27 protein-coding genes are annotated in these 26,242 nt (G+C 33.2%); 20 read left to right on the top strand and 7 right to left on the bottom strand.

What is annotated here, in order from left to right:
- Window positions 1–17 precede the first annotated feature (17 nt).
- The 4 genes from gap (at window position 18) to VDP25_RS10095 (ending at window position 2,606) form a co-directional block, all read left to right on the top strand.
- Window positions 18–1,019, top strand: a complete 1,002-nt coding sequence (gene gap, locus VDP25_RS10110; RefSeq protein ID WP_215925793.1) for a type I glyceraldehyde-3-phosphate dehydrogenase — start codon at window positions 18–20, stop codon at window positions 1,017–1,019.
- A 76-nt stretch (window positions 1,020–1,095) separates the two neighbouring features.
- Complete coding sequence (locus VDP25_RS10105; RefSeq protein ID WP_334469378.1) at window positions 1,096–1,959, top strand: N-acetylglucosamine kinase; 864 nt, start codon at window positions 1,096–1,098, stop codon at window positions 1,957–1,959.
- Window position 1,960: 1 nt separating this feature from the next.
- Window positions 1,961–2,323 carry a methylglyoxal synthase gene (locus VDP25_RS10100; protein ID WP_215925791.1) on the top strand — a complete coding sequence of 121 codons (363 nt, stop codon included), beginning with the start codon at window positions 1,961–1,963 and terminating at the stop codon, window positions 2,321–2,323.
- Between the two features lie 100 nt (window positions 2,324–2,423).
- Entirely contained in the window at window positions 2,424–2,606 is a 183-nt protein-coding gene (locus VDP25_RS10095) for a hypothetical protein (RefSeq protein ID WP_215925790.1), read from the top strand.
- A 71-nt stretch (window positions 2,607–2,677) separates the two neighbouring features.
- Here the strand turns inward: VDP25_RS10095 and VDP25_RS10090 are convergent, their stop codons facing one another.
- Complete coding sequence (locus VDP25_RS10090) at window positions 2,678–4,306, bottom strand: acyl-CoA carboxylase subunit beta (RefSeq protein WP_215925789.1); 1,629 nt, start codon at window positions 4,304–4,306, stop codon at window positions 2,678–2,680.
- 144 nt (window positions 4,307–4,450) lie between these two features.
- On the opposite strand from VDP25_RS10090, the gene VDP25_RS10085 reads away from it, so the two are divergent.
- From VDP25_RS10085 to ettA, 7 genes are all read left to right on the top strand, one after another.
- On the top strand, window positions 4,451–4,804 hold the full coding sequence (locus tag VDP25_RS10085; RefSeq protein ID WP_215925788.1) for a DoxX family protein: 354 nt from the start codon (window positions 4,451–4,453) through the stop codon (window positions 4,802–4,804).
- A 17-nt stretch (window positions 4,805–4,821) separates the two neighbouring features.
- Window positions 4,822–5,352 (top strand): NADPH-dependent FMN reductase, encoded by a 531-nt coding sequence (locus tag VDP25_RS10080; RefSeq protein ID WP_334469373.1) that lies wholly within the window; start codon window positions 4,822–4,824, stop codon window positions 5,350–5,352.
- Window positions 5,353–5,354: 2 nt separating this feature from the next.
- Window positions 5,355–5,636: a GNAT family N-acetyltransferase gene (locus tag VDP25_RS10075; RefSeq protein WP_334469371.1), complete on the top strand. Its 282-nt coding sequence runs from the start codon at window positions 5,355–5,357 to the stop codon at window positions 5,634–5,636.
- A 23-nt stretch (window positions 5,637–5,659) separates the two neighbouring features.
- Window positions 5,660–6,097 (top strand): MarR family winged helix-turn-helix transcriptional regulator, encoded by a 438-nt coding sequence (locus VDP25_RS10070; protein ID WP_334469369.1) that lies wholly within the window; start codon window positions 5,660–5,662, stop codon window positions 6,095–6,097.
- A gap of 25 nt (window positions 6,098–6,122) precedes the next feature.
- Window positions 6,123–6,848, top strand: a complete 726-nt coding sequence (locus tag VDP25_RS10065; protein ID WP_334469367.1) for a pirin family protein — start codon at window positions 6,123–6,125, stop codon at window positions 6,846–6,848.
- Between the two features lie 102 nt (window positions 6,849–6,950).
- Window positions 6,951–7,133 (top strand): CAL67264 family membrane protein, encoded by a 183-nt coding sequence (locus VDP25_RS10060; RefSeq protein WP_110475140.1) that lies wholly within the window; start codon window positions 6,951–6,953, stop codon window positions 7,131–7,133.
- Between the two features lie 51 nt (window positions 7,134–7,184).
- Window positions 7,185–8,876, top strand: a complete 1,692-nt coding sequence (ettA, locus tag VDP25_RS10055) for an energy-dependent translational throttle protein EttA (protein ID WP_334469363.1) — start codon at window positions 7,185–7,187, stop codon at window positions 8,874–8,876.
- A 214-nt stretch (window positions 8,877–9,090) separates the two neighbouring features.
- Here the strand turns inward: ettA and VDP25_RS10050 are convergent, their stop codons facing one another.
- A complete protein-coding gene (locus VDP25_RS10050; RefSeq protein ID WP_334469362.1) occupies window positions 9,091–9,315 on the bottom strand; it encodes a hypothetical protein in 225 nt (74 codons plus the stop codon).
- Between the two features lie 408 nt (window positions 9,316–9,723).
- Here VDP25_RS10050 and VDP25_RS10045 point away from each other — a divergent pair, with 408 nt between their 5' ends.
- From VDP25_RS10045 to VDP25_RS10010, 8 genes are all read left to right on the top strand, one after another.
- Window positions 9,724–11,070, top strand: coding sequence for a microtubule-binding protein (locus VDP25_RS10045; RefSeq protein ID WP_334469360.1), 1,347 nt, complete (start codon window positions 9,724–9,726; stop codon window positions 11,068–11,070).
- 149 nt (window positions 11,071–11,219) lie between these two features.
- Window positions 11,220–12,263, top strand: a complete 1,044-nt coding sequence (locus tag VDP25_RS10040) for a hypothetical protein (RefSeq protein WP_334469358.1) — start codon at window positions 11,220–11,222, stop codon at window positions 12,261–12,263.
- A 50-nt stretch (window positions 12,264–12,313) separates the two neighbouring features.
- A complete protein-coding gene (locus tag VDP25_RS10035) occupies window positions 12,314–12,676 on the top strand; it encodes a four helix bundle protein (RefSeq protein WP_334469356.1) in 363 nt (120 codons plus the stop codon).
- A 132-nt stretch (window positions 12,677–12,808) separates the two neighbouring features.
- Window positions 12,809–14,764, top strand: a complete 1,956-nt coding sequence (locus VDP25_RS10030) for an AAA family ATPase (protein WP_334469354.1) — start codon at window positions 12,809–12,811, stop codon at window positions 14,762–14,764.
- A 68-nt stretch (window positions 14,765–14,832) separates the two neighbouring features.
- Window positions 14,833–15,420, top strand: coding sequence for an NUDIX domain-containing protein (locus VDP25_RS10025; protein WP_334469352.1), 588 nt, complete (start codon window positions 14,833–14,835; stop codon window positions 15,418–15,420).
- A 143-nt stretch (window positions 15,421–15,563) separates the two neighbouring features.
- Window positions 15,564–16,799, top strand: a complete 1,236-nt coding sequence (locus VDP25_RS10020; RefSeq protein ID WP_334469350.1) for a DUF6638 family protein — start codon at window positions 15,564–15,566, stop codon at window positions 16,797–16,799.
- 40 nt (window positions 16,800–16,839) lie between these two features.
- Window positions 16,840–17,367: a hypothetical protein gene (locus VDP25_RS10015; protein WP_252723643.1), complete on the top strand. Its 528-nt coding sequence runs from the start codon at window positions 16,840–16,842 to the stop codon at window positions 17,365–17,367.
- A 113-nt stretch (window positions 17,368–17,480) separates the two neighbouring features.
- Window positions 17,481–19,175 (top strand): hypothetical protein, encoded by a 1,695-nt coding sequence (locus tag VDP25_RS10010; protein ID WP_334469347.1) that lies wholly within the window; start codon window positions 17,481–17,483, stop codon window positions 19,173–19,175.
- A 5-nt stretch (window positions 19,176–19,180) separates the two neighbouring features.
- On the opposite strand, the gene VDP25_RS10005 is transcribed toward VDP25_RS10010, so the two are convergent.
- Both VDP25_RS10005 and VDP25_RS10000 read right to left on the bottom strand, forming a co-directional pair.
- A complete protein-coding gene (locus VDP25_RS10005; RefSeq protein ID WP_334469345.1) occupies window positions 19,181–19,645 on the bottom strand; it encodes a GNAT family N-acetyltransferase in 465 nt (154 codons plus the stop codon).
- Window positions 19,635–20,654, bottom strand: a complete 1,020-nt coding sequence (locus tag VDP25_RS10000; protein ID WP_334469343.1) for a formimidoylglutamase — start codon at window positions 20,652–20,654, stop codon at window positions 19,635–19,637. Before VDP25_RS10000 ends, VDP25_RS10005 begins: the two co-directional genes overlap by 11 nt.
- Before the next feature lie 112 nt (window positions 20,655–20,766).
- Here VDP25_RS10000 and VDP25_RS09995 point away from each other — a divergent pair, with 112 nt between their 5' ends.
- A complete protein-coding gene (locus tag VDP25_RS09995; RefSeq protein WP_215925772.1) occupies window positions 20,767–21,654 on the top strand; it encodes a chromosome partitioning protein ParA in 888 nt (295 codons plus the stop codon).
- Between the two features lie 62 nt (window positions 21,655–21,716).
- Here VDP25_RS09995 and hutI read toward each other — a convergent pair whose 3' ends face one another.
- From hutI to fumC, 3 genes are all read right to left on the bottom strand, one after another.
- Entirely contained in the window at window positions 21,717–22,952 is a 1,236-nt protein-coding gene (gene hutI, locus VDP25_RS09990) for an imidazolonepropionase (RefSeq protein ID WP_334469340.1), read from the bottom strand.
- A 97-nt stretch (window positions 22,953–23,049) separates the two neighbouring features.
- Window positions 23,050–24,471 carry a T9SS type A sorting domain-containing protein gene (locus VDP25_RS09985; protein WP_334469338.1) on the bottom strand — a complete coding sequence of 474 codons (1,422 nt, stop codon included), beginning with the start codon at window positions 24,469–24,471 and terminating at the stop codon, window positions 23,050–23,052.
- Window positions 24,472–24,548: 77 nt separating this feature from the next.
- Window positions 24,549–25,946 carry a class II fumarate hydratase gene (gene fumC / locus VDP25_RS09980; protein ID WP_334469336.1) on the bottom strand — a complete coding sequence of 466 codons (1,398 nt, stop codon included), beginning with the start codon at window positions 25,944–25,946 and terminating at the stop codon, window positions 24,549–24,551.
- Window positions 25,947–26,242 lie beyond the last annotated feature (296 nt).

Raw genomic sequence — 26,242 nt, 5'->3', positions numbered from 1 at the left:
AAAACAAAGATAGAGTAATGGCAAATTTAAAATTAGGAATCAATGGATTCGGTAGAATAGGAAGAATTGTATTTAGAGCAACAGTAAAACGTAATGATGTTGATGTTGTAGCAATAAACGATTTATTAGATGTAGAACATTTAGCGTATTTATTAAAGTACGATTCAGTTCATGGAAGATTTGATGGAACAGTTGAAGTAAAAGATGGTAACTTAGTTGTAGACGGAAAAACAATTCGTGTAACAGCCGAAAGAGATCCAAAGAACTTAAAGTGGGATGAAGCAGGAGCAACAGTGGTTGCAGAATGTACAGGTATTTTTACAACTCTAGAAACGGCTCAATATCATATAGATGGTGGTGCTAAAAAAGTAGTGATTTCTGCTCCAAGTAAAGATGCTCCTATGTTTGTAATGGGTGTAAATGATGATAAATTAACAGCGAATAATACAATTGTGTCTAACGCCTCTTGTACAACAAACTGTTTAGCTCCTTTAGCTAAGGTGATTGAAGATAATTTTGGAATTGAAGAAGCGTTAATGACAACAATTCACGCTGCAACGTCTACGCAATTTACAGTAGATGCACCTTCTCGTAAAAATTACCGTTTAGGTCGTTCAGCTATTAACAATATTATACCAACTTCTACAGGTGCTGCAAAAGCAGTAGGAAAAGTAATTCCAGAATTAGATGGAAAACTAACTGGTATGGCATTTAGAGTACCAACTGTAGATGTATCTGTAGTAGATTTAACAGTAAGAACTAAAAAAGAGACTTCATTAGCAGAAATTAAAGCTGCAGTTAAAAAAGCGGCAGAAGGTTCTATGAATGGAGTTATGGGCTATACAGAAGATGCTGTAGTATCTCAAGATTTCGTTAGTGAAGAAAGAACAAGTGTATTTGATGCAGATTCTGCAATAGAATTAAATTCTAAATTCTTTAAATTAGTATCTTGGTACGATAATGAGTTTGGTTACTCTAATAAACTTGTAGATTTAGCACAGAAGGTTAATAACCTTTAATTTATAATATAATTCTTAAATTCCGTAGGATTATGTGTTTGCATAGGCTACGGAATTTTTATATAAAAATATTATCATGATTCTAATTACAGATGGAGGTTCAACAAAATGCGACTGGATTGCGATAGATCAAAACGGTAAGCAAGCAGTTGATAAAATAAGAACTAAAGGCTTAAATCCGGCAATTGTTGCTGAAAAGAAACTCAATAAAACGATCCGAAAAAGTAAAGAGCTAATGGCAATAGCCAATGAGGTTACACATGTTTACTTTTATGGCGCAGGATGTGGCACAGAAAAGCCTAGACTTTTATTGAAAATGATACTAGAATCGTTCTTTACAAGTGCTATAGTAGAAGTAAGAGAAGATACTTATGCTGCAGTGAGAGCGTGCATTAATTCAAATGATGAAGCTGCTGTAGTTTGTATATTAGGAACGGGATCAAATTGTAGTTATTACGATGGTAAAGACTTACATCAACGTGTGTCAAGTCTTGGATTTATACTAATGGATGATGCTAGCGGAAACTATTTTGGTAAGCAATTAATTAGGGATTACTACTTTAAAAAGATGCCAGATACTATTAGCGTGGCTTTTGCTCACAAACATAATCTAGATGCTGACTATATTAAGTATAACCTTTATAAGCAAACCAATCCTAGTGCTTATTTAGCAGACCATGCAGAGTTTATGTTTATTAATAAGGATTCTGAATATATTAGTAATATCATAACTAAAGGAATTCGTCTGTTTGCAGAAAATATGATTCTTCAATATAAAGAAGAATTAAAAGCAGGAACTCCGGTTCATTTTGCAGGTTCTATTGCCTATTTTGGACAAGATGAAATTAAGCAAGTAGCCAAAGAATACGGATTTAAAGTCGGTAATTTTGTAAGACGACCAATAGAAGGTTTAGTCGAGTATCACGTTAAAAATCTTTAATATGGAAATAGCTATAATAGCTCACGATGGAAAAAAAGCAGAAATGGTTCAGTTTTTAAATGAGCATAGCGAAATTTTACATCACAAAAATATCAACCTAGTTTCTACAGGAACAACTGGAGAAAAAGTCTCTAAAGCAGGTTTTAATGTTAATGCGTTATTATCTGGTCCTTTAGGAGGAGATGCTCAAATAGCAGCGCGAGTAGCAGAAGGACAGTGTAATATGGTCTTGTTTTTTAGAGATCCATTAGATCGCCATCCGCATGAACCAGATATTCTTATGTTAATGAGACTGTGTGATGTACACAATGTGCCCTTGGCTACAAATCCTGCTACAGCAGATTTATTAATGAAGTCTCTATAAATTTTTTTAATAACCTGTTAATAAAACTAAGATTACCTATTGTAAAACTTATATTTTGGTTATATCTTTGTACTAACAAAACGTAAACGATACAAGAATTATGTTCGACTTTGATCAATATTTAGGATTTTTAGCATTTTTAACCATATTAACTATAGGCTTTTGGTTAATGATTTTCCTTTTAACTTTCGTTATTCCTTACTGGATTTTTGGTGCATCAATGGAACGTCTAAAAGAAATTAGAGAAGAAAAGAAAGCTAAACGTGAAGGGTTAACCCTTTAATAGCATATTATTATATAAAAAAAGAGCGCAATTTGCGCTCTTTTTTTTATGTGGTTATATTACAAATTACTTTAAACTTGTAACACACCCATATTAAATGGTTTTTCAATAGGAGCATGATTTGCGGCTTCTATGCCCATAGAAATCCATGTTCTGGTATCTAAAGGGTCAATCACACCATCAGTCCAAATACGAGACGCAGCATAATAAGGAGATACTTGATCATCGTATCTATCTTTAATTTTATTAAATAATTCTTCTTCCTTTTCTTTTGTTATTTTTTCGCCTTTTTTCTTTAGCGAAGCCGTTTCAATCTGTAATAAAACTTTAGCCGCAGAATTACCACTCATCACAGCAAGTTCGGCACTTGGCCAAGCTGCAATTAACCTTGGGTCATAAGCTTTTCCACACATCGCATAGTTTCCGGCTCCATAGCTATTTCCTAAAACAATAGTGAATTTTGGAACTACAGAATTACTAACAGCATTTACCATTTTTGCACCATCCTTTATAATACCAGAATGTTCAGATTTACTACCAACCATGAATCCTGTGACATCTTGTAAAAAGACCAAAGGAATTTTCTTCTGATTACAATTTGCTATAAAGCGCGTTGCCTTATCAGCAGAGTCGTTATAAATAACACCGCCAAATTGCATTTCACCTTTTTTGTTTTTTACTAATTTTCTTTGATTGGCAACAATTCCAACAGCCCAACCTTCAATTCTAGCATAAGCTGTGATAATAGTTTTGCCATAATCCTGTTTGTATTCGTCAAACTCAGAGTTATCTACCAAACGTTTTATGATCTCTTTCATATCGTATTGGTCAGCACGACTTTTTGGAAGAATTCCATAGATATCATCCGGATTCTCTTTTGGTTTTTTAGAATCAGTTCTATTATAACCTGCTTTATCAAAATCACCGATTTTATCAACGATGTTTCTAATTTTATCTAAAGCATCTTTATCATCCTTAGCTTTGTAGTCTGTAACTCCAGAAATTTCACAGTGTGTTGTTGCTCCTCCTAAGGTTTCGTTATCTATAGATTCACCTATGGCAGCTTTTACTAAATAGCTTCCCGCTAAGAAAATACTTCCGGTTTTATCTACAATTAAAGCTTCATCACTCATAATTGGTAAATAAGCACCACCAGCAACACAACTTCCCATGACAGCGGCAATTTGCGTAATTCCCATACTGCTCATTACAGCATTATTTCTAAAAATACGCCCAAAGTGTTCTTTATCTGGGAAAATCTCATCCTGCATTGGTAGAAAAACTCCAGCGCTATCCACCAAATATATAATTGGTAAACGGTTTTCTATGGCGATTTCCTGAGCACGTAAATTCTTTTTTCCTGTAATAGGAAACCAGGCTCCAGCTTTTACTGTGGCATCATTAGCAACAACAATACATTGTTTACCTTTAATATAGCCCATTTTTACAACGACACCTCCAGAAGGACAACCACCATATTGCTCATACATGCCTTCACCTGCAAAAGCACCAATCTCTATAGATTTAGATTTTGGGTCTAACAGATAGTTTATACGCTCTCGAGCTGTCATTTTGCCTTTTGCGTGATGTTTTTCTATACTTTTTTCGCCACCACCTAGCTTTACTTTTGCAAAGCGTTTTTTTAGATCAGAAACTAAAAGTTTATTGTGGTCTTCGTTTTGGTTGAATTTGATATCCATTAATACAGATTTGTTTTGCACGAATTTACAAAACGAAACGATGTTTGGAAAGCGAATGTTTTGCTAAATAATATTACATGGAATTATTTTCCTTGGAAACTAATTTGTTTTGTTGTAGATTTGTATCATTAAAACATATAAAAAATGAAAAAAAATAAAATTATTTATTACGTAGCTACAGGCTTATTAACCTTGTTAATGTTATTTTCCATTAGCATGTACTTTTTTAAACATGACGATATGGTAATGGCATTCACAAATTTTGGATATCCATCTTATATTATATATCCCTATGCTGTTGTTAAATTACTAGGATTGATAGTGCTTTGGGCACCAGGTTTAAAAACCTTGAAGGAATGGGCATATTCAGGCTTCTTTTTTGCATTTATATTGGCCTTTTTTGCTCATTATATGATTGGCGATGGTGAACAAATGGCAGCAGTATTAGCATTTGTTTTACTAATGGTATCATATATCTTTTATAAAAAAATAAATTAAACCTAAATAAGAAATCAATGAAACATATTATAGCGTTTGCAGGAAGTAATAGCAGTACTTCAATTAATAAACAGTTAGCCACTTACGCATCCCAATTAGTAGATGGAGTTAGTACAACAGTATTAGATTTAAACGATTTTGAAATGCCTATTTATAGTTCAGACAGAGAACAGGCTCAAGGTTTTCCTGAGCAAGCTGTAGCTTTTGTAGATCATTTAAAAGGAGCTGATGGTTTTATAATCGCTTTAGCAGAACATAATGGTGCATATACGTCAGCGTTCAAAAACATATTTGATTGGGCTTCTAGAGTAGAGCAAAAAACGTTTTTAAACAAACCGTTATTACTTATGGCAACATCGCCAGGAGCTAGAGGTGGAGCTTCGGTTTTAGAATTGGCTGCTGATCGTTTTCCAAGACATGATGCTAATATTGTAGGGCAGTTTTCTCTACCGTCATTTTATGATAATTTTTCTGATGGTAAGATTGCTAATGACGATTTAAATACAGAATTGTTGAATAAAGTGGAACATTTTAAAAACAGTCTATAATCATGGAATTAAAACACGACACATCAAATAAGAGCAATAGATTCTATCTTTTAGATAATGAGAAAGAAATTGGTGAAATTGCGTATGCATACGTTAATGAAGGTCTTATCGATATCAATCACACAGAGATTGACCCGAATTACAGAGGGCAAAATCTTGGTCATAAATTAATAGAAGCGGTTGCAGATTTCGCAAGAGAAAACAAATTACAAGCTACAGCAAGTTGCCCTTATGTCGCCAAAGTTTTTGGTAAGACCACGCAATATGATGATATCAAAGCTTAAAAAGAATTCTAAGACTATTAATTATGGGAGACTTATCTAAAGATATTAATTCAAAATTTGAAAACAATAGAGTTAAGGCGCTTCTAAACATTATTTATACTGCTAATTGGATTACGAGTATTCAAAGCGAATCTTTTAAAGCCTTTGGAATTTCACAGCAGCAGTATAATATTTTAAGAATTTTAAGAGGTGCTAATGAACCTTTGAAAGTACAGACTATTAAAAATAGAATGTTAGAACGTTCACCTAATGCTACACGATTAATGGATAAACTCTGTGCTAAGCAATTAATTAAACGTTTGCCATCAGAACACGATAGGCGTGTGGTTAAAATTGAAATCACACAGCAAGGTTTGGATTTGTTAAACACAATTCCTGATGATATGAATAAAGAGTTAATTCAAAATTTAAGTGAGGCTGAAGCGGAACAATTAAGTAATCTGCTCGATAAAATGCGCTAGTTAAAACCAATAAAAGGACATTATCATGAAAAAAGTACTACATAAAGCAGACACTAGAGGTTTTGCAGATCATGGATGGTTGCAAGCTAAACATTCCTTTAGTTTTGCAAGTTGGAATAATCCTGAACGCGTGCATTTTGGTGCATTAAGAGTCTTAAATGATGATATTATAGCACCAAAAATGGGGTTTGGAACACATCCTCATGATAATATGGAGATTATAACCATGCCATTAAAAGGTGTTTTAAAACATCGCGATAATATGAAGGATGATTGGCAAGCTGTTCTTCCTGGTGAAGTGCAAGTGATGTCAGCAGGAACAGGCGTTCAACATTCTGAAATTAATGGATCGCTTGATGAGCATTTAAGTCTATTCCAAATTTGGGTAATACCACAAGAACGAAATGTTGAACCACGTTACGATCAGAAAACATTTAAGGTTGAAGGTCGAAAAGGACAGCTTCAAACATTAGTAACATCTTTTGATGATAGTGATACAGAAAGTCTTAAAATTCATCAAGATGCTAAGCTTTCAAGAATTGATTTGTCAGAAGGCGAAGCATTCACATATCAATTAAAAGGAAAGACTCATGGTGTTTATGTGATGTTGATTTCTGGTAAAGCCAAAATTGAAGGAGATATTTTAGTGTCTAGAGATGCTATAGGGATTTCAGAAACGGATAGTTTTAATATAACAGCCAAAACCAATAGTGAGCTATTGTTTATTGAAGTTCCTATGATTAATTTTTAGTTTTTGATACAATTTACATTAGAAGCATCACAAATAGTGATGCTTTTTTTATTTAAAATGCGATATTTGTAAACTAACTAACGATTAAAATTAAGATTGATTATGGCAATGAATAAAAATACAGTATTAGCTTGGGCTACATGGATTATGCTTTTTGTAGGATTTGGATTAATTGCGCTTGGCGCATTCCGATACGATGATGTTGCAGGTTGGGGATTTGCTGCTGTTGGTGGTGGTTTTTTCTGTATAGCATGGGTTTTTAATGCTCTAAAAGGACGTGTGTAATTAATTTGTGATGTTCAATAGTTTAACTTTACAATAAATAAACTAACAATTATGAGTGACGATAAAAAAGTAATTTTTGCAATGTCTGGTCTCACAAAGACCTTTCCAGGAGCAAATACTCCTGTTTTAAAAAATATATATTTAAGTTTCTTTTATGGTGCTAAGATTGGGATTCTAGGTCTAAATGGTTCTGGTAAATCTACGCTTTTAAAAATCATAGCAGGTGTAGATAAAAACTACCAAGGAGATGTGGTTTTTCAACCAGGTTATACGGTTGGCTACTTAGAGCAAGAGCCGCAATTGGATGACGATAAAACGGTTATGGAAATTGTACGGGAAGGAGCAGCTGAAACTGTGGCTATTCTTGATGAATATAATAGTATCAATGACCAGTTTGGATTAGAGGAAGTATATAGCGATGCCGATAAGATGGAAAAGCTAATGAATCGCCAAGCAGAACTGCAAGATCAGATTGATGCAGCTAATGCTTGGGAATTAGATACCAAGCTAGAAATTGCAATGGATGCGCTAAGAACTCCAGATGGTGATAAGAAAATTGGAGTGCTATCTGGTGGTGAACGTCGTCGTGTAGCCTTATGTCGCTTGTTATTACAAGAGCCTGATGTATTGTTATTAGATGAGCCTACCAACCACTTAGATGCAGAGTCTGTACATTGGCTAGAGCATCATTTAGCACAATATAAAGGTACTGTTATCGCTGTAACACACGATAGATATTTCTTAGATAATGTAGCTGGCTGGATTTTAGAACTCGATAGAGGAGAAGGAATTCCTTGGAAAGGAAATTATTCGTCTTGGTTAGATCAGAAATCAAAACGAATGGCTCAAGAAAGTAAAACAGCGTCTAAACGTCAAAAGACTTTAGAGCGTGAGCTAGATTGGGTACGTCAAGGAGCAAAAGGGCGTCAAACAAAGCAAAAAGCACGTTTGAAGAACTATGATAAATTAATGAGTCAAGATCAAAAACAACTTGACGAAAAATTAGAAATCTATATTCCTAACGGTCCACGTTTAGGAACTAATGTAATTGAAGCTATTGGAGTTGCTAAAGCTTATGATGATAAATTGTTATACGACAACTTAAATTTTAATCTTCCTCAAGCAGGAATAGTTGGTGTTATTGGTCCTAATGGTGCTGGTAAAACTACTATTTTTAGAATGATAATGGGAGAGGAGAATCCTGATAAAGGAGAATTTAAAGTTGGTGAAACAGCAAAGATTGCTTACGTCGATCAAAAGCATTCTAATATAGATCCTGAAAAAACAATTTGGCAAAACTTTAGTGATGAGCAAGAGTTGGTTATGATGGGAGGAAAGGAAGTAAATTCTAGAGCCTATTTAAGCCGTTTTAACTTCTCTGGTGGTGAACAAAATAAAAAGGTAAAACTACTTTCTGGTGGTGAGCGTAACCGTTTACACTTGGCTATGACACTTAAAGAAGAAGGTAATGTGTTACTTTTAGATGAGCCTACTAACGACTTAGATGTTAATACATTAAGAGCTCTGGAAGAAGGTTTAGAGAACTTTGCGGGTTGTGCTGTAGTGATTAGTCACGATAGATGGTTCTTAGATAGAATTTGTACGCATATTTTAGCTTTTGAAGGAGATTCTCAAGTCTATTTCTTTGAAGGCGGATTTAGTGAATACGAGGAAAATAAGAAGAAACGTTTGGGTGGTGATTTAATGCCAAAACGAATTAAGTATAAGAAATTAGTACGATAATACTAAATGTTATAAACTAAAAAAGCCAGCAATTTTGCTGGCTTTTTTTATGATATATAAATGAGATTATTTTATAAATATTTTAGTATTGATTTTAATTTATGGGATTTAAGAGAAATGACCAAATCTAACCTATAAGTAGTAACGATTTTATAAGTAGCCTTTGTTAAAACAGCCCATAAAAACGGATAAATTTAGTTTTTAAATAACTGCTTTAGTTGTCGCCATAAAGATGTCCACTAGGAATATCTTGATTGGATTCTTCGTAATCTTTGTAGGCATTGGTTTGCATTAATTTTTTGTTTTCAGCTTTTAACTTATACATCTTCACAATAGCTATAAGAATAAAAACGAGAAAAATGGACGCTACAGCTATTAAAATCATAGTAAGTTGCGTAGTCGTCACAATTAAGGCTTTGGAAAGCAGGTTACTAAACATATAAGTATGGTTTTAGAATTGGGTTCTAGAATGCTAAGATAGAAAAAAACTTAATGTTAAATACTTAATATTAAAATATTTACAATTTTTAATCAACAAATTTATCGATTAAGCGTTTGTAATGTCCGACGAAACACAGTGTTTCTAAGCGAAAATCAACATTAAGTTATTTGTTAATAAATCAAATTTTAACAGTACTATAATTTGTTATTATGCCATAAAATGAGAAATATGGTATTAATTAAGATTTGGTAGGTGTAGTGTCATAGATATTAAAAAAATAGTAAGAAAGTTGTAACAATGTTAAAAGTATGACTACATATATTTTAGTAAGTAAAGTTTTTATAGTCTTAAAAAAATACCGAAATTGCTTTACAGAAAATAGTTCAACCAAATACCACACACAATATGTCTGATGATTTTGATTTATTAGAAACAAGTTCCAACGAAAAAGCAGCGAAAGTTGATGTCAATTGGGGAAAAGCCATAGACCAAATGAAGTCTAAATTGGCACAAGAAGATGATCCTGAAAGTCGTCAGAAAATATTAAATGCCACCTTAGATAATGTGGTAGATATGGCCGAAAAAGATAGAACTACTTTATTAGATGCCATTAAAGACTTAACAGATTATCAGGACGAAGTTGGTATTATGTTTGAAGGCTTTTCTGCATTAAATGCCGCAGAGCAAAAAATCATTGATGATGCCGTTAAGCGTTTAGAGCGCGCAAAAGTAGAACTTGAAGATGCAAATAATAAACCAGATACGTGGTGGAACAATCTTTGGGGACGTAAAAGTAAGATTAAAGATGCTGAGCAAGAACTTCAAAATGCTCAAAAAGAACGTGATGCATCAGACAATAAAGCAAAAGCAATGTTTCAACAACGTATTGAAACAGCAGATGTTCAAACCTTATTAAATGAATTGTCATTTAAGAGTCAGGCTGCAATTAAGCGTTTAAAAGATAGAGAAATCGAAATAAAAGAAGTCGAAGAAAGTCTTAAAACAGCTATTGTTGAAGCGTCTAATAATCATACCAAAGCACTTCAAAAGAAAAAAGAAGTAGAGGATAAGCTTGAAGAGCAATATGCTCTATTAAAACAAGCGCGTCAAGCTTTAGAAGAAGTTGCAGATAAACAATCTACAGATTATTCAGATGCTTTAAGCAAAGTAACCACCTTAGAGCAAAAAGTAGAAGAATTAGAAGGCCTTAAAAATGCTTATACCACATTAGCAGCTTCTAAAGATAGTTTTGTTCATAAACATAACTTAACTATTAAAGTATTAACGTCTTTACGTAGTAACTTACAAACGCATCGTGCAAAATTAAAGTCAGATACAGACGAGCGTCTTAAATATTACGATGGTTATGTGGTAGCTTTAAAAGCACGTACAGATCAAGAATTCGCAGCAATTTTAGAGCATTTAGGTGTTAAGACAGACGAGCATATTGGTGAAACTTTAGCCGCAATGCATACTGCAAGTGCTAGAGCACGTCAAGAAATGATGGATAATATTCCAGTGCACGAAAAAGTTATGCAAGGGGTTTATGGTAGTTATGCCGAAGCTTTAAGTGAAATTAGAGAAAAGGATAAGTCTATTCAAAAGAATTTTGCTGAGCGTTACGGAATTGATATGAAAGAAATTTTTGAAGATTACTACGCAGCAGATGCAAACGCACCTTCAGGTGACGGAGGAGGAGAGCCAGCAGGCGAACCAAAACCAGAAGCTAACGAAGATGACCTTTTAGGATAATAATAAGTTGTGAGTCAGCAGTATTCAGTTAACAGTCAAATGAAGACTGAATACTGTGGCTAACACTATATATTCAATATATTTTTAAATAATACTTTTCAGGTATTCTTGGTATACTACAAACTGAATACTGCCAATTGCCTACAAAAATGATAGTAACACCATTAGATTCCGCCATATTAGATTCCAAAGAACAATATGTGTTCTATCACAGAATGATAGATTTTGCATTAAAGGAACTCATCGTTGCTGTACAACAAAAACAAATACTAAATCAACAAGAAGTACTTCTCTTTAAGCAATACAGTGATTTGTTGCTGTATTCTATTGAAGCCATGCGTGTAAAATACATGTATGACGAAGAGGAAAACATGAAAGTAGATTTAACTGATTCAAGCTTTCCTAATTATTTAGAATTCCGCTATTTGTTTAATGATTTAGCATTACGAGAAGATTACTTAGGTAAGCTTACAGATGTAGAAACGCTAAAAGAGGAATTTCTAGACACTTTGATGCGAAAGAAAGAACCTATCGCTAAACGTAAGCTCTTTCAGGCAGCTTCAATAGTGTATTATACCTCGGCCAAAAAAGAATATATTTTTAACCGTTTTGTTCAAGGTAAAATAATAGCAGCACCAGAAGGTTCAGCGGCTGAATATTTAGTGAGCTGGAGCTTCTATGATGTATCTCACAACAGACCATTCATTTGCTACATGTATTTTGATTACGATGGCAAAGATCCTTTAAAAGAACGCAGTGAAATATACAGTGCTTTAAAGTCTATTGCAGACCGAGAAATGGCTTTAGATACTATGGCTTACGGCATAGATAAGCGTTTGCCAAAAGTATTACCCAAACTGATAAAACGTGTAGATTTAGGACCAATTCATAATGTGTTTGCTAAGGATGAAAATAAAGTGACACATGCCATTTTACAAGGCATTGCAAATAAAGAAATTCCATTAGAATCTTATGCAATTTCACTAAAAGTAGACGAATTAAAATCGGGAAGCGAATTTAAAGAAGGTGGTTTTTTTAGCAAACAAACCTATCAACGTTGGGATGCTATGTTTAGGCAACGATACGTCTTTGCGCCACATCGAATCATACAATTACTATATAATAAAACACCTGAAATTATGAATAAGTTAGCAATGTCTCCTATTCAGATTTCTGAATTAAAAATGGAATGAGTCTGCAGTGTGCAGTCCTCAGTTAGCAGTCAGAATCAGTAAATATTAATATGTCTTTTAAAACATTATTGGCTTATCAAAAAGGATTCGATTTAGCAATGGAAATATTTCATTTAGTTAAAGCGTTTCCTAAGGCTGAAATATTTGGCTTATCGTCGCAAATGATAAGATCTAGTACGTCGGTTTGTTCTAATATTGCTGAAGGCTATAGAAAACGACAGTTCGAAAAGCATTTTAAAAGTAAATTATCTGACGCTGACAGTGAAAATTCTGAAACACAATTATGGCTGGATTTTACTTTAGCATGTGATTATATTTCAGAAGAAAAGAAAAATGAATTACAATATAAAAGTGAAGAAATAGGAAAGCTTATCAATTACATGATGAAACATCCTGATAAATTCGGATTATAAAATTATAAAAATACTAAGCAACACAAGAAGTCGCAACAGTTGGTACTGAAGACTGAAGACTAAATAAAAAGCAAGAGTAAGCTGGAACAGTAAATACTGAAGCCTGCATACTGTAAACTGAAGACTAAAAAAATGGAACACAACTCAACTTTCCCTATAAAACAAAATGAATTAGATATGCTTCGCGATGAAGCCACATCGTATTTAAAATCCATACAATGGGAGCAAAGTCAACGCGCTAAAAACAAAGATAATGATGCTAAAGATGAATCAATCTTATTGTATTTATCTAGGGCGAATAACGGTAGTAATGTTAATGTTACATCTGTTTCAAAAACGGTTTTAGCTTTAAAGAAACGTTTGTTACCAGAATCAGTGGCACTTCCAATTTATTTAAATCAAACGTTGTATGCTGTACAGGAAGGTTTAAATCTTGGTATTTGGATTAAGGATTCCTATTACGATGCTTCAGGTTTATCGAGTTTAAGTGAAAACAAATCGGCATTAGATCGTTCTGGAAGGAGAGAGTACGAAAGCAAAATGCATACAGCAACGGCTTTTATGTTGTTTGCAACAGCGTATAAGATTTTACACGATTTAAAACCACATGCTTCAGACGATTTATCGGTGATGAAACAGAAGTTTGCAGGTATTCCGGAAGTGTCTCTATTAACACCTTTAAAAGGTATTTCGTGTCAGTTATTTTATTACGACAAATATTTAGGGCATCCAGAAATCATTAAATCAGACAAAGATGTTATTGATTTTACGGTTGTTTATTTTGAAGCTTTAATAGATGAAATTCAACTACGCAAAAGTAGCTTAGAATATACAGAAACGATTGTTGACAGAACTTACAAGTTAGAAAATAGTGACTTTGCAATTTCGGGTTGGGAGAATGCTTTTTCTGGTACAGCTAAGAGTGTTGAGTTTAATAAAATTCAGTTTGAGCAAATTGTAGGTAACAGAGATGCCAAACATTTTGCACGTCGTTTAACCGAACGTATGCTGAGTTACGATTTTGAAGCTAAGAAAAATCCTTTTCAAGAATTAGGCGGTTTTATGCCAGTTTTTATGGGGTATGGAATTCCGGGAACAGGAAAAAGTATGTTGATTGCTGCCATCGCCACCCGATTAAAAGAACATTCTGATAATTTAGATATTCCATTTTTATTCCATCCCATGCCTGATACTTTAATTAGTACCTTTCAAGGTGGTTCAGCAGAGAAAATGGTAGAGTGGATGAAGCCATTACAAGATCCTACAAAATTAATTTTTGCACCTATTGATGATGCCGAAAATAATTTACAAGAACGAACAGCGCAAGGAGTTTCTGCTGGTGTTAAAGAGGTGATTGGTGTATTTTTAAGGTATACCGAAGGTGCTTATGCCGTTAATTACGGAAACAGTTCTATTGGTTTATTTACCAATTTGCCTGAAATGTTAGATAAAGCAGTGATTTCTCGTGTGCAAGGTCGATTTAAAATAGATGGTGCACGTACTGAGCACGATTTTGTAGACCAAGACTATATCTGGTGGAAGAAATTGCAAAATACCATGCCAGATTTCGTAAATATGGACGATCCTGAAACCTATAAATACTTGTCAGATCAAGGTTTGGCAAACAGCATGGGAGAAATTCTGAATGCCATAGAGCATCCTTCAGAAGCACGTGTTCACGAAACCTTTGATAAAATTGAAAAGCTTCATGAAACTAATGATCACATGTTTTATGCGGCTCTGTATAAAGAAATTCAGAAGATATTTCCGTTTTTCTCTTCAAGAGATGTGCGTAATATTCAATCTGCAATTTCATTACGATTAACCGATTTCGATTTAGAACAAGACTGGTTTGAAAATCCTGAAACCTATTTTAAAAAGGATTATGATACCAAATTTAATATGCTTCAAGAATTAATGAAGTCTAATATGAAAGGTTTAAACTTTTCAGATATAAGACGACAAGAAGTCATTCGTTATTTAGATAATGTGGCAACGATTGCAGATACAGACTTTAAACGAAAAGTGGATGCAAGAGTGAATCAGTTGAATATTGAAACTGAAGCTAGAGAACAGTTTGGTAAATAAAGTGAAATATTAAAAGTATGAAGTTTTTGTCTTTCAGACAGAATAAGGCATAAGCGACGAAAAATCTCATGAACAACCTAAAAAACATAACTAAAACAACCCTTTCTAAAGAATGGGCAAGATTAGATAGAATTGATTACGATTATCAATTTAAAAATGGAGAATGGAAACGTTTATCTCGCGAATGTTACAATCGTGGTAATGGTGCTGCTATATTACTGTATAATGTAAAAAAACAAACGGTGATTCTTACTAAGCAGTTCCGTATGCCTGCTTATGAGAACAATAAAAATGAAGGTATGTCTATTGAGGCCTGTGCAGGTGCCATAGATAATAATGATAAGCCTTTAGAAACCATAATTAGGGAAACAGAAGAAGAAGTGGGTTATAAAATTGATAATGCTAAACAAGTTTTAACCGCATATACCTCACCAGGTGCCTTGACGGAAAAGATGTATTTATTTGTGGCAGAATATAATGAAACCATGAAAGTAAGTAAAGGTGGAGGATTAGAAAGCGAAGATGAAGACATTGAAATTTTAGAACTTTCATTTTCTAAAGCTATAGCAATGGTAAAGAACGAAGAAATTATAGATGCAAAAACGATTATGTTATTGCAATACGCTCAGATTAATGAATTATTAATTCCTGTATAGATAGGAACCTGATTTGAAATAAAATATAGAGTTTTGATATATTTGAATACTATACGTTATCACTAGAGTTAGTGAGAATTAGTAAAATTCATGTCAAAAAAGAATAAAAGAAAAATTTAGATTACCGCATTTGCGGCAACAAGATGCAAAAACTAAAACAAGCAAATTTATACAGAAGCGAACTTATTCCCATCAGTGGAAAATTAGTAGAACGTTACAATAAATGCTTAAAAACTCTAGGGTTTAAAGAAACAACATTGACCTCTTTTTTTATAGATGGTATTGGTTGGAGTCCTGAAGTTGCTGAAGAAATGAATAATATGCATTACCTTAATCATGGTGATGCAAATCCGCATGGTATTATTATTTCTCCATTGCAAAAAGGAAAACCTGTGTATTTACCTTTTCATTCGTTTGATAAAGATATGATGCAACATGTGTTTAGAACACATGGCCAGAAAATCAATGATATTACTAGAGATTCTGCTATCTGTATTGATTTTGATCAAGACATCGATGTGTTTTATGAACCTTTAGATGTCTTAAAGTATGACAAAGTCAATATTACTTTCCGCTTAATTGATCATCTCGAAGAAAAGCAAAAGGAGCAATTAAGATTAGTAGATAGGTTTAGGCTAGGTAATAATTTTATAGATGAAGATATTCACCAGCTATTATTAAATTCTGCTACAACTTATGGCGATTTAAGAGGCAGAGATTTAAGCTTAGGACCATTACAATATACAACAGGCTCATTTTATACAAGAGCTTTTGATGGTGTGTATTTGCTTCGAGATTTTATAAAACCAATTGTTGTTTTTGAAAGCAAAGAATTTTATAAAGAAGCCATAAAAGATACCATTCACGATGTGCTAATTTATCATATCTCACAACCGGAATTAGTTGCTAAATTAAAGGATCATATCATTATAGAATGTGATTTAGAACACATTGTAAAAACACCAAATTACGACCGAATTAAGAAATACGAATTAGCACAATTTTTAAAAGATACAGAACACCCAATTGCAGCTATTTTGAATGATAAAGTGTTATTCAAAAGTTATTTGAATAAAATTGATATCAATGCGAGGAAGCAAGTAATGAGCGTTGAACTGTATCTTGAAAAATTAGAACGCAGTAATGCTTATAAAATTGAAGATATCGTAGATCAAGATTTATATTTTGCGTTGCATCAGCCACATTCGTCATTGTCGTCTGAGCATCGTGATTTAATACATAAATTGTTAATTAATATTGCGCCAATGGATGTGTTATTCTTGTATTGGTATGATAAAGAACAGTTTTATAAAAATTACGACACTTGGGACGATTCTTTTAAGGATTGGGTAATTGAGCGTATTCGTAACAATATTTAATATAATTAGACTAATTTTATAAGAAACCAAAACATAGATTATGATGTCACTCGAAATAATAGTTTTTATTGCAGCCATACTGTTTGGAATTGTATTGTATTGGCGCGAATCTAAAAGTAACAAAGTATATCGTTTTTTTAATAAGATATTTTACTCTAAAGAGCTACAGATGCCTAAAAGTAGTACAAAAGGGTTTCTATATCAGCAGTCTTTTTTAATGCGTTTGGTTTATATTGGAGTGCTTTTTTTAGTTGGAATTGTTGTCGTTAGATTTGTAATTCCTATTGATTTAGCAACCATATCATTATTCGCATCTAGTATTTTTGGTACCTTATTAGGGACGTATTTGGCAAATTTTGTATTTAAATCATCTGAGGTTATTGACGAAAAAAGTGATTCGCTTTTAGATGCTGTTAAGGATACTGTTGAAAAAGGAAAAGATTTTATTCATGATTTAGAATCAAAAGATGCTAAGGTTGAAACAGAAGTGAAACAAGAAATTAAATCTAAACCTGAAGTTGAAAAAACAAGTGCACGTGACCGATTGAAAGATAAGGGTCTAATGTAGTTGAAATACGTTATGAAGTTTAAGTGCTTTACATAACATGACTTAATAATTATAAAACAAACCGATTGCTAGAGTTGAAAAAATAGTCAGCTTCGCAATGAGAAATTGATACTATGATAAAATCATACTGGAATAAAGGAGGTAAACAAAAACGAATCACCATTTTCGTAGTGTTGCTATTATTAATTTTATTGTTCTTTTTTAGAGACGATTACCAACCTGTTTTGCTATTTCTACGAAAGTATATTTTCGTCATATTAGTTAGTGGCTTAGTTTTATATTTTGGTTTGCGTAAATTTAGAAACTCTGCTCATGTTGGTAGTCGTTTAGGAATTTTAGCATTACTAATTGTCTTTTTTGGATTGCTATATGGTGTTGGTTGGCATTATAAAATGTACGACTACATGAAAACCTATAATGTGTTTAATGATCTTAATAAAGTAGAAATTAACGAACTACCATTAACACAAAACGAACGTATCCAACCCTTAAGAAACATCTTTTCTATGGCCAACGAAAGTGTTGGAGAAACTAAAGATGTGTCTTTACCGCATTTGGTTAGAGTAGATGATCAAAATAAATGGACTATGGCTATTCAGCCAAGTGAGAAGTATGTAATGCAGCAAATAAGTGATAACACAGAAGAAGTGTTTGCTGTGAGTAGTACAACTCCATTTCCTCGTTTTTCTAACGAAAATCGTATTTCGGTAACGTTTTCAATTGGAGAATCTTTAAAATTTAGTCGTAACACATACAATGCTGTTGTGCAACGTTTTAATCCTTGGATGTTATTTAATTATGAACCAAGTGATACGTTTTACATGAAAAATGATGATGGTAATTGGGTAGAAGTGGTGAGTTTAATAAAATGGAAAGGTTTCTTTTTTCCATATCCCAGTTTTGGTGGTGTGATGATTATAGATAGTGGTGAGCACGATATTAATGATTATATAGAGCGTATTACCATTGGAAAAGGCACATTTGTGAGTCCAGATAATATTAAAAATTATCCGTTTTTAAATAAACAAAACACCTTAGCAGAAAAGGTATCACAGTTGCAAGCAGAATCGTTAAAGTTTTTAGGTGGTTTTAGTGATCCATTACCTTGGAATATGGAAACGGCTGTAAAAATTCCAATAATGCCAAAAGACCAAAACCAACAACCTTATGTTACTGATTTTGATTTTGCAGGCTCAAACTCTGATGCATACAGTGGCTTATACCATTGGTTTGGATTAGAACCAGTAGGAAATGAACGTACCAGTTTAAGTTATAGCGTTTTTATTCCAGCAGATGGAACGGATAAAATGTATTACTATGATCATGCAACCAAAAAACAAGGTTATGCAGGTGTTTCTGCAATGCCTTTAAAAGTAAAAGAATCTCGAAAAGAATACGATTGGAATGCGAGTACACCAGTAGAGTTTAGACCTTATATTAAAGATATTGCAGGTAGAAAGCGTATGTTTTTCTTAGGAACTATATCTTCTATTAGTTCTTCAGATGCTCAGCAATTTGATGGTTCTGCTACACCAGATTTGGTTTTAATTGATAGCGAATACAGAGATGTGATTTGGATAGATGTAAAACATCCAAGTACTTGGGATGAGGAAGTGTATAATCAGTTAAATGAAGCTTGGAGAGCCAGTGAAGGTATTGGCTATTATTACAACGAACAGCCAAAAGATGAAGATATTATGGAACGCGAAATGGATTCTTTAATGCGTATTCCAAAAGTAGAAGATAATACAGATGCTATTGATAGATTACAGCGTCAAATCGATTCTTTAAAGGCGGTTGGGAATTAATAGTCTTATAACTTTAATAACATCTTAATATCGGAACGAACATAAGGCGAATTACGTTCTAATTGTAATTCTTCAAATCCATATTTTCGATATAAATAAATAGCGTTTTCTAATTTTTTGCTAGAGTAGAGTAGTAGCCCGTTTAGATGTTGTGCTTTTCCAAAATCAATACAGTGCTGTAATAGACGTTGCCCAATTTTTTTACCGCGTTGTTCTGGACATATAGCCATTTTAGTTAATTCTAAAAGGCCTGTTTCCTCAGTTGGCATTAAAGCAACAGTTCCAACAACGTTGTCATTTTTTATAGCGAAGAAAATAAAACCACCTTTACTAATGATGTGTTTTTTTGGTTGACTTAAAACGTCCTCATCATAAGCTTCAACATAAAAGAAGGCTTTTAACCATTCAATATTTAAATCGTAGAAGTTTTGGGTATACTTGGCATGAAAATCTATAATTTTAATTTCCATGAGCTCTAATAAAATCTGTAATTAGGTAAGTTATTAATTTGCCAACTTTAGTTTCTGTTTTTTGAGTAGGTGCCGCTTCACAGATATGTAAATATGTAGCATTTTCATGCTTACCAAAGTAATTAACAAATCGTCTTGCTTTTTTTACACTAAATCCGCTGGGAGTCATAGCACTACTAGGTATGTTTTTTATGGCATCACAATCTATTTCAATACCAAAAGGTTTTTCAGAAACATGAGTTAATGCATTTTTCATTTCTGAATTAAAATCGAGATCTTTTCTAACTTCAATAGCTTCGTAAGTATTATATTTAATAGATTTTACTTTCTTCATGGTTTTGAGTAAGGTATCAGAAGTATAGTTTTCGTGAAGACCAAATACAAAATAATTTTTTAAGAATCCTTCAGCATAAGCATAGCTAAAACCGTTACCACTATGTCTCCCTTCTTCTGCTCTAAAATCGGAATGTGCATCAAAATTAATCACATTGACTCTTTCGTTATTTGCTAAAGCAGAACCTTTTATATTTCCATAAGCATTGTTGTGACCTCCACCTATTATTATCGGAATTTTCCCAGCTTTAATAATTGAAGAAACGATATGGGTCACATCTTTATCAATGGTTTCTGTGTATTTTCGGATTTTATTTAGATTTTTCTTTTTAGAGGTATTTAATGTTAGTAGTTCTTCACGTTTGTCAGAATACTCTAAATGTCCTAATATTAAAACACGTTTTGCTTGTGTAAAACTATTACTCTGGACATTTAACAAAACTTTTAGAGTGGCTTCCCAAGCCTTATAAGTACCTGTTTGTCCGAGGTTTCCGTAAACGCCTATATCTTCTTTTATTCCAAATAAAACAAAGTCAACATCTAAATTAACAATATCATCGTATATGTTAGTGAGGTTAGTAGTTAACTGAACATGTTCTCCAAATTTTGTTTCACCTGTACGTTTCTTTAAAAACAGTTGTTGTTCTTTTTCTGTAAATAGGGTAAGATGTTCCATTTGGGTAAAAATTAATATATTAGAATAAAAGTACAGATTTATTTAATTACTTTGATCTCAAATTAACAATTAAAAAAAATTAGATTTAACAATACTTAAAACCAAACAGTTTATGGAAGGTGCACAAAAATCAAACACAGGATTAAAAGTTGGCTTAGTTATACTTGCGGTATTATTCTTAGGTACTGCATTTTATACATCTAAGCTTTACAATGAAAAGCAAGAGAACGAAAAATTATTAGTTAGCGAAAAGCAACAAGTAATGAATGATCTTAGTAATATGGCTAAAGATTATGATGAAGCGATTGCTGAAAGTGAAATAAAAAATGAAGAAATCATTGCTGCTAGAGAGCGTATTCAAGGTTTAATGGATTCTTTAAAAATTTCTCAAAATAGTGTTGGTAGCTTATGGAGGTACAAAAAGAAATATCTAGCCTTACAGGAGGAAATGGATATTTTGTTAACTGAAAATGACCGTTTAAAAGTTGAAAATGAGTATTTAGCAACATCGTTAGATAGTACAAATGTTCAATTAGCCGAACGTACGATGTTTACAGATTCTCTTTTGGTACAAAACACAGAATTAGCTACAGTTGTTAGAGATGCTGCAGCATTGCAAACAGTAGGTCTAGTAGGATTGGGAGTGATAGAAAGAAGAAGCGGAAAGCAAATTCCAACTGAACGAGCGAGTAGAAGTGATAAACTTAAAGTATGTTTTACAGTCGCTAAAAACACCTTAGCTGAGGCTGGAGACAAGGAATTGTATATACAAGTAATTGATCCAAAAAATAATGTATTAGGTTCTAACGACCAAATTGAGTTTGAAGATCAAGTGTTAAACTACAGCTTAATTAGTAGATTTAACTACGAGAATAGAAATTTAAATATTTGTGAATACATCAATGAATTAGAAGACTCCAAGTTTGAAAAAGGACGTTATAAGATTAATGTATTTAACGATAAAGAATTAATTTCCTCTTCAGAGTTTACAATGAAGTAAGAGATGAATATTGATTAATTAATAGTAAGAAAATCCAAAAGTACGCTTTTGGATTTTTTTTGTTACAACAATTGACCGTTTATGATGACCTGTTCTATAGGATTGTGCGCGAAAGCATAAGGTATTTCGCTATAATGATTCATAGGTTTTGTAATAATAAGATTTGCCTTTTTTCCTCTTGTGATACTGCCGTACATATTACTAATTCCCATAGCATAAGCACCATTTATAGTTGCTGCATTTATTGCTTCTTCAGGAGTTAGCTTTAGTTTTACACAAGCAGCACTAACAACAAAGTTCATGTTTCCACTAGGAGCCGTGCCAGGATTGTAATCTGTAGCAATGGCTAATGGTAAACCTGCGTCAATAATTTTTCTAGCTGGTGTATAAGGAATGCTTATAAAGTAGGAGCAACCAGGTAAAGCAACTGAAATGGTATCACTTCCTTTTAAAGCTTCAATATCGTCATCGTTTAATTCTTCTAAATGATCTACAGAAAGTGCATTATGTTTAACTCCAAGTGCTATGCCGCCTAAAATATTAAATTGATTGACGTGTATTTTTGGTCTTAAATTGTGTTTTTTTCCAGCTTCTAAAATAGCTTCAGTGTCTTTAATGTCAAAATAACCTTCTTCACAAAATACATCGACATAATGTGTAATATTTAGTTTAGCAGCTTGTGGGATTAACTCTTCTGTGATGTATTTAATATAGTCTTGTTTTTTAGATTTGAATTCTTCAGGAATAGCATGTGCAGCTAATAGTGTAGGTATAATTTTGGCTAAGCTTTCTTGTTTAATTCGTTTAATAACACGTAGCATTTTCAGTTCAGCTTCAGTGGTTAAACCATAGCCTGTTTTAATTTCTACAGCACCAGAACCCATGGCTATAAGTTCATTTAATCGCTTTATTGATTGTTCAAATAAATCGTCTTCAGAAGTGTCTTGAAGTTTCTTTGCAGAATTTAGAATTCCTCCACCTTTGTTAGCTATTTCAGCATAAGACAATCCGTTAATTCTATCTACAAATTCAGACGTTCTATCACCTGCGTAGACAACATGGGTATGAGAATCGCACCAAGATGGTAGCACAATTTTTCCTGTGGCATCTATAACAGTATCTGCTTCAATAGGCCTGTAGTCTTCCATTTTACCATATTCAATAATAGTATCGTGGTTTATATAGACATACGCATTTTCTATAATAGGTAAATTTTTCATAGCATCACCTTTTACAATAGTAACGTTAGAGTCGTGAACTTGTAATAATTGTTTAATGTTGATAATTAGGATAGACATATGGATTGGTATTTTTGTAAAGATTGCTATTTTTTTGAACAAAAAAAAACGCTAGTCGTAATTTACTAGCGTTTTTAGATTTTACAAAGATGATTTTTTATTCCTTTATGAATTTTGAAGCAAATTTATTATTAAACTTAATGGTGTATAGACCACTCACTAATTGAGATACGTTAAGTGTTTCTCCATAATTTAATGTTTGTTCTAATACTTGCTTTCCTAAAACATCAAAAACTGAAATTTTAATAGTTTCATTAATACCTTCAAAGGTTAAAACATCCTTTGTAGGATTAGGAAAAATCTTTATTGAAGTTGCATCAAAATCTGCAATACTTAATGTTTCATAAAGGTTTTCAATATAATTTAGATTGTCTGCACCATAAGCATTACTTGCAATGTCTAAATCCAAATCACCATCAAAATCTGCAACAGTAAATACATAAACTTGAGATTGTGTATCGTTTATAATTTGTTCAGGACCAAAAGTGCCATCACCATTATTTTTAAACCACACCAAATCAATAACATCTCCTAGCGCACCACTACTTAATATAATATCAACTAATCCGTCATTATCTAAATCTTTAGCTTGAGCCATTGAAGGGTTGTTTGTAGAGGTCGTAAATGTTGTTTCAGTAAAACCAGCACCATTATCTTCGTACCAGTATAAATGACCAGTAGGGCCACTTCCATAAGAAATCTCAGTAGCTAAGATATCTAAGTTTGCATCTCCGTCTAAATCTTCAAAAGAGACATAAAAAAGGCCTGCTTTTCCAGTAGCAACAGATGTGGCATCTTTTGTAAATGCAACTGCACCTCCTGGAATTAAGTCGTTTCTAAAAATTTCTAAAACATCTCCAGCGTAATTTGTTGTTCCTATTAAAGCATCTAAATCTCCATCGTTATCAATATCTTTCATATTAACAACTCCAGGTCCCGACAATGTGTTATCTATTGTGCCACCAACTGTAAAGTTGCCAGATCCATCATTAGAAAGCCATACGACTTGGTTATCAGCATTAGACGTTAGAGCAATATCAGGAGTTGTTCCTGCATCAATATTACCAACAAAGATACCACTCATGCCATCATAAGCATCGGTTATCAGTTGCTCTGCACCAAAAGATCCAGTACCATCTCCTTGAAACCAAACAATTTTTGAATCAGAGCCTATAGAACCTGTATAGTTTCCATACCCAGCAGCCAAAATATCCATATGAGTGTCATTGTTTAGGTCAGCTAATTTAATACTTCCAAGATTTACTAGTGTGTTGGTAATTTCAGCTTGTTTTGAAAACGTACCGTCACCGTTACCTTTATACCATACTATTATGTTATCGGCTTCTGTACCTATTAAAATATCGATGTTACCATCATTATCCATTAGACCTGAGTCAATGGCGTAAGGAGTGTCTCCAGTAGCATTATCAATTGTTGTTTTTGGTGCCCAATCAGTTTGAGCATTTGCGGTTATAGTAATACAAAATGCTGATAGTAAGCCTAGTAGTTTTGTTTTCATAATAATTTTAGTTTGTGCTAATATATAAATTATTTCGCAGCAGATGTATTTTGTCGATAATAATTTACACTTTAACGTTATTTTAGGCTTCCTACCATATTTTCTGGTTTTACCCATTCGTCATAATCTTCGGCAGAAACGTAACCTAAATTTACAGCTTCCTCTTTTAATGTAGTTCCGTTTTTATGTGCTGTATTTGCAATTTCAGCAGCTTTGTAATAGCCAATTTTTGTATTTAAAGCCGTAACTAGCATTAAGGAGTTGTTTAATAATTCTTTAATGACTTGGTGGTTGGGTTGAATGCCGCTAGCACAGTGCTCCTCAAAACTCACACAAGCATCTCCAATTAATTGTGCAGATTGTAAAATATTTGCAGCCATCATTGGTTTAAACACATTTAGTTCATAATGTCCTTGTGTACCACCAACAGAAATAGCAACATCGTTACCCATAACTTGGGCACAAACCATTGTTAAGGCTTCGCATTGTGTTGGGTTTACTTTTCCTGGCATAATAGAACTTCCTGGTTCGTTTGCCGGAATTATAATTTCACCAATTCCAGAACGAGGACCAGAAGCCATCATTCTAATATCATTGGCTATTTTATTTAATGAAACGGCTAGTAATTTTAACGCTCCATGAGTTTCTACAATGGCATCATGTGCCGCTAAAGCCTCAAATTTATTGTCTGCTGTTACAAAAGGTAAACCTGTAAATTCGGCAATGTATTTAGCAACTAAAACATCGTATCCTTCTGGTGTGTTTAGTCCTGTTCCTACTGCTGTACCGCCTAATGCTAATTCGCTAAGGTGTGCCAAAGTAGCTTCCAAAGCTTTAAGACCATGGTCTAATTGCGATACATAACCAGAAAACTCTTGTCCTAAAGTTAAAGGTGTTGCATCCATTAGGTGTGTACGACCAATCTTTACAACCGTTTTAAATTCTTGAGCTTTTTTATGTAGTGTATTACGTAATTGAATCACTCCTGGAATTGTAGTTTCTACCACTTTCTTGTAGGCGGCAATATGCATTCCTGTTGGAAAGGTATCGTTAGAGGATTGCGATTTGTTTACATCATCGTTAGGCTGAATTGTTTTCTCGCCTTCACCAATAACTTTTCCAACAATTTGATGTGCTCTGTTAGCAATAACTTCATTAACATTCATGTTGCTTTGTGTACCAGAACCTGTTTGCCAAATAACTAAAGGAAACTGATCGTTGTGCTTGTTGTCTAAAATTTCATCACAAACTTGAGCAATTAAATCACGCTTTTCTTTAGATAATACTTCTAGCTCACAGTTTGTATATGCCGCTGCTTTTTTTAAATAAGCAAAGCCATGTACTATTTCTAAAGGCATAGATGCAGATGCTCCAATTTTAAAGTTGTTGCGAGAACGTTCTGTTTGTGCTCCCCAAAGTTTGTCTGCAGGCACTTTTACCTCGCCCATGGTGTCTTTTTCTATTCTGTAATTCATGTGTATTGTATTTATTGCATTACAAAATTAAAGGTTTTGTGAGTTTTATAGGATATAATGTATGGTTTTATTTGAACAGCTTTTTATTTAAATAGTTAATAAGTTTTTTGCTTATAAAACATTTTATCAATTCTATTTTAATGGTCTTATGATATCCTAAATCATCATTAAAAATATAACTCTCCATTGTTTTCAATTTAATGAGTGTTGTGTAAGAAGGGGAAATAAATGTTGATTTTAGTCTAGCTACGTTCAATATCTTTAAAAAGAAAAGGAGTAGGTTTTATGGATGAAGC

It is taken from the genome of Winogradskyella sp. ECml5-4, from assembly GCF_036903175.1.
GTDB lineage: Bacteria > Bacteroidota > Bacteroidia > Flavobacteriales > Flavobacteriaceae > Winogradskyella > Winogradskyella damuponensis.
The sequence above is the reverse complement of the archived record's forward strand: the minus strand, read 5'-3'. Positions and strand labels throughout refer to the sequence as shown.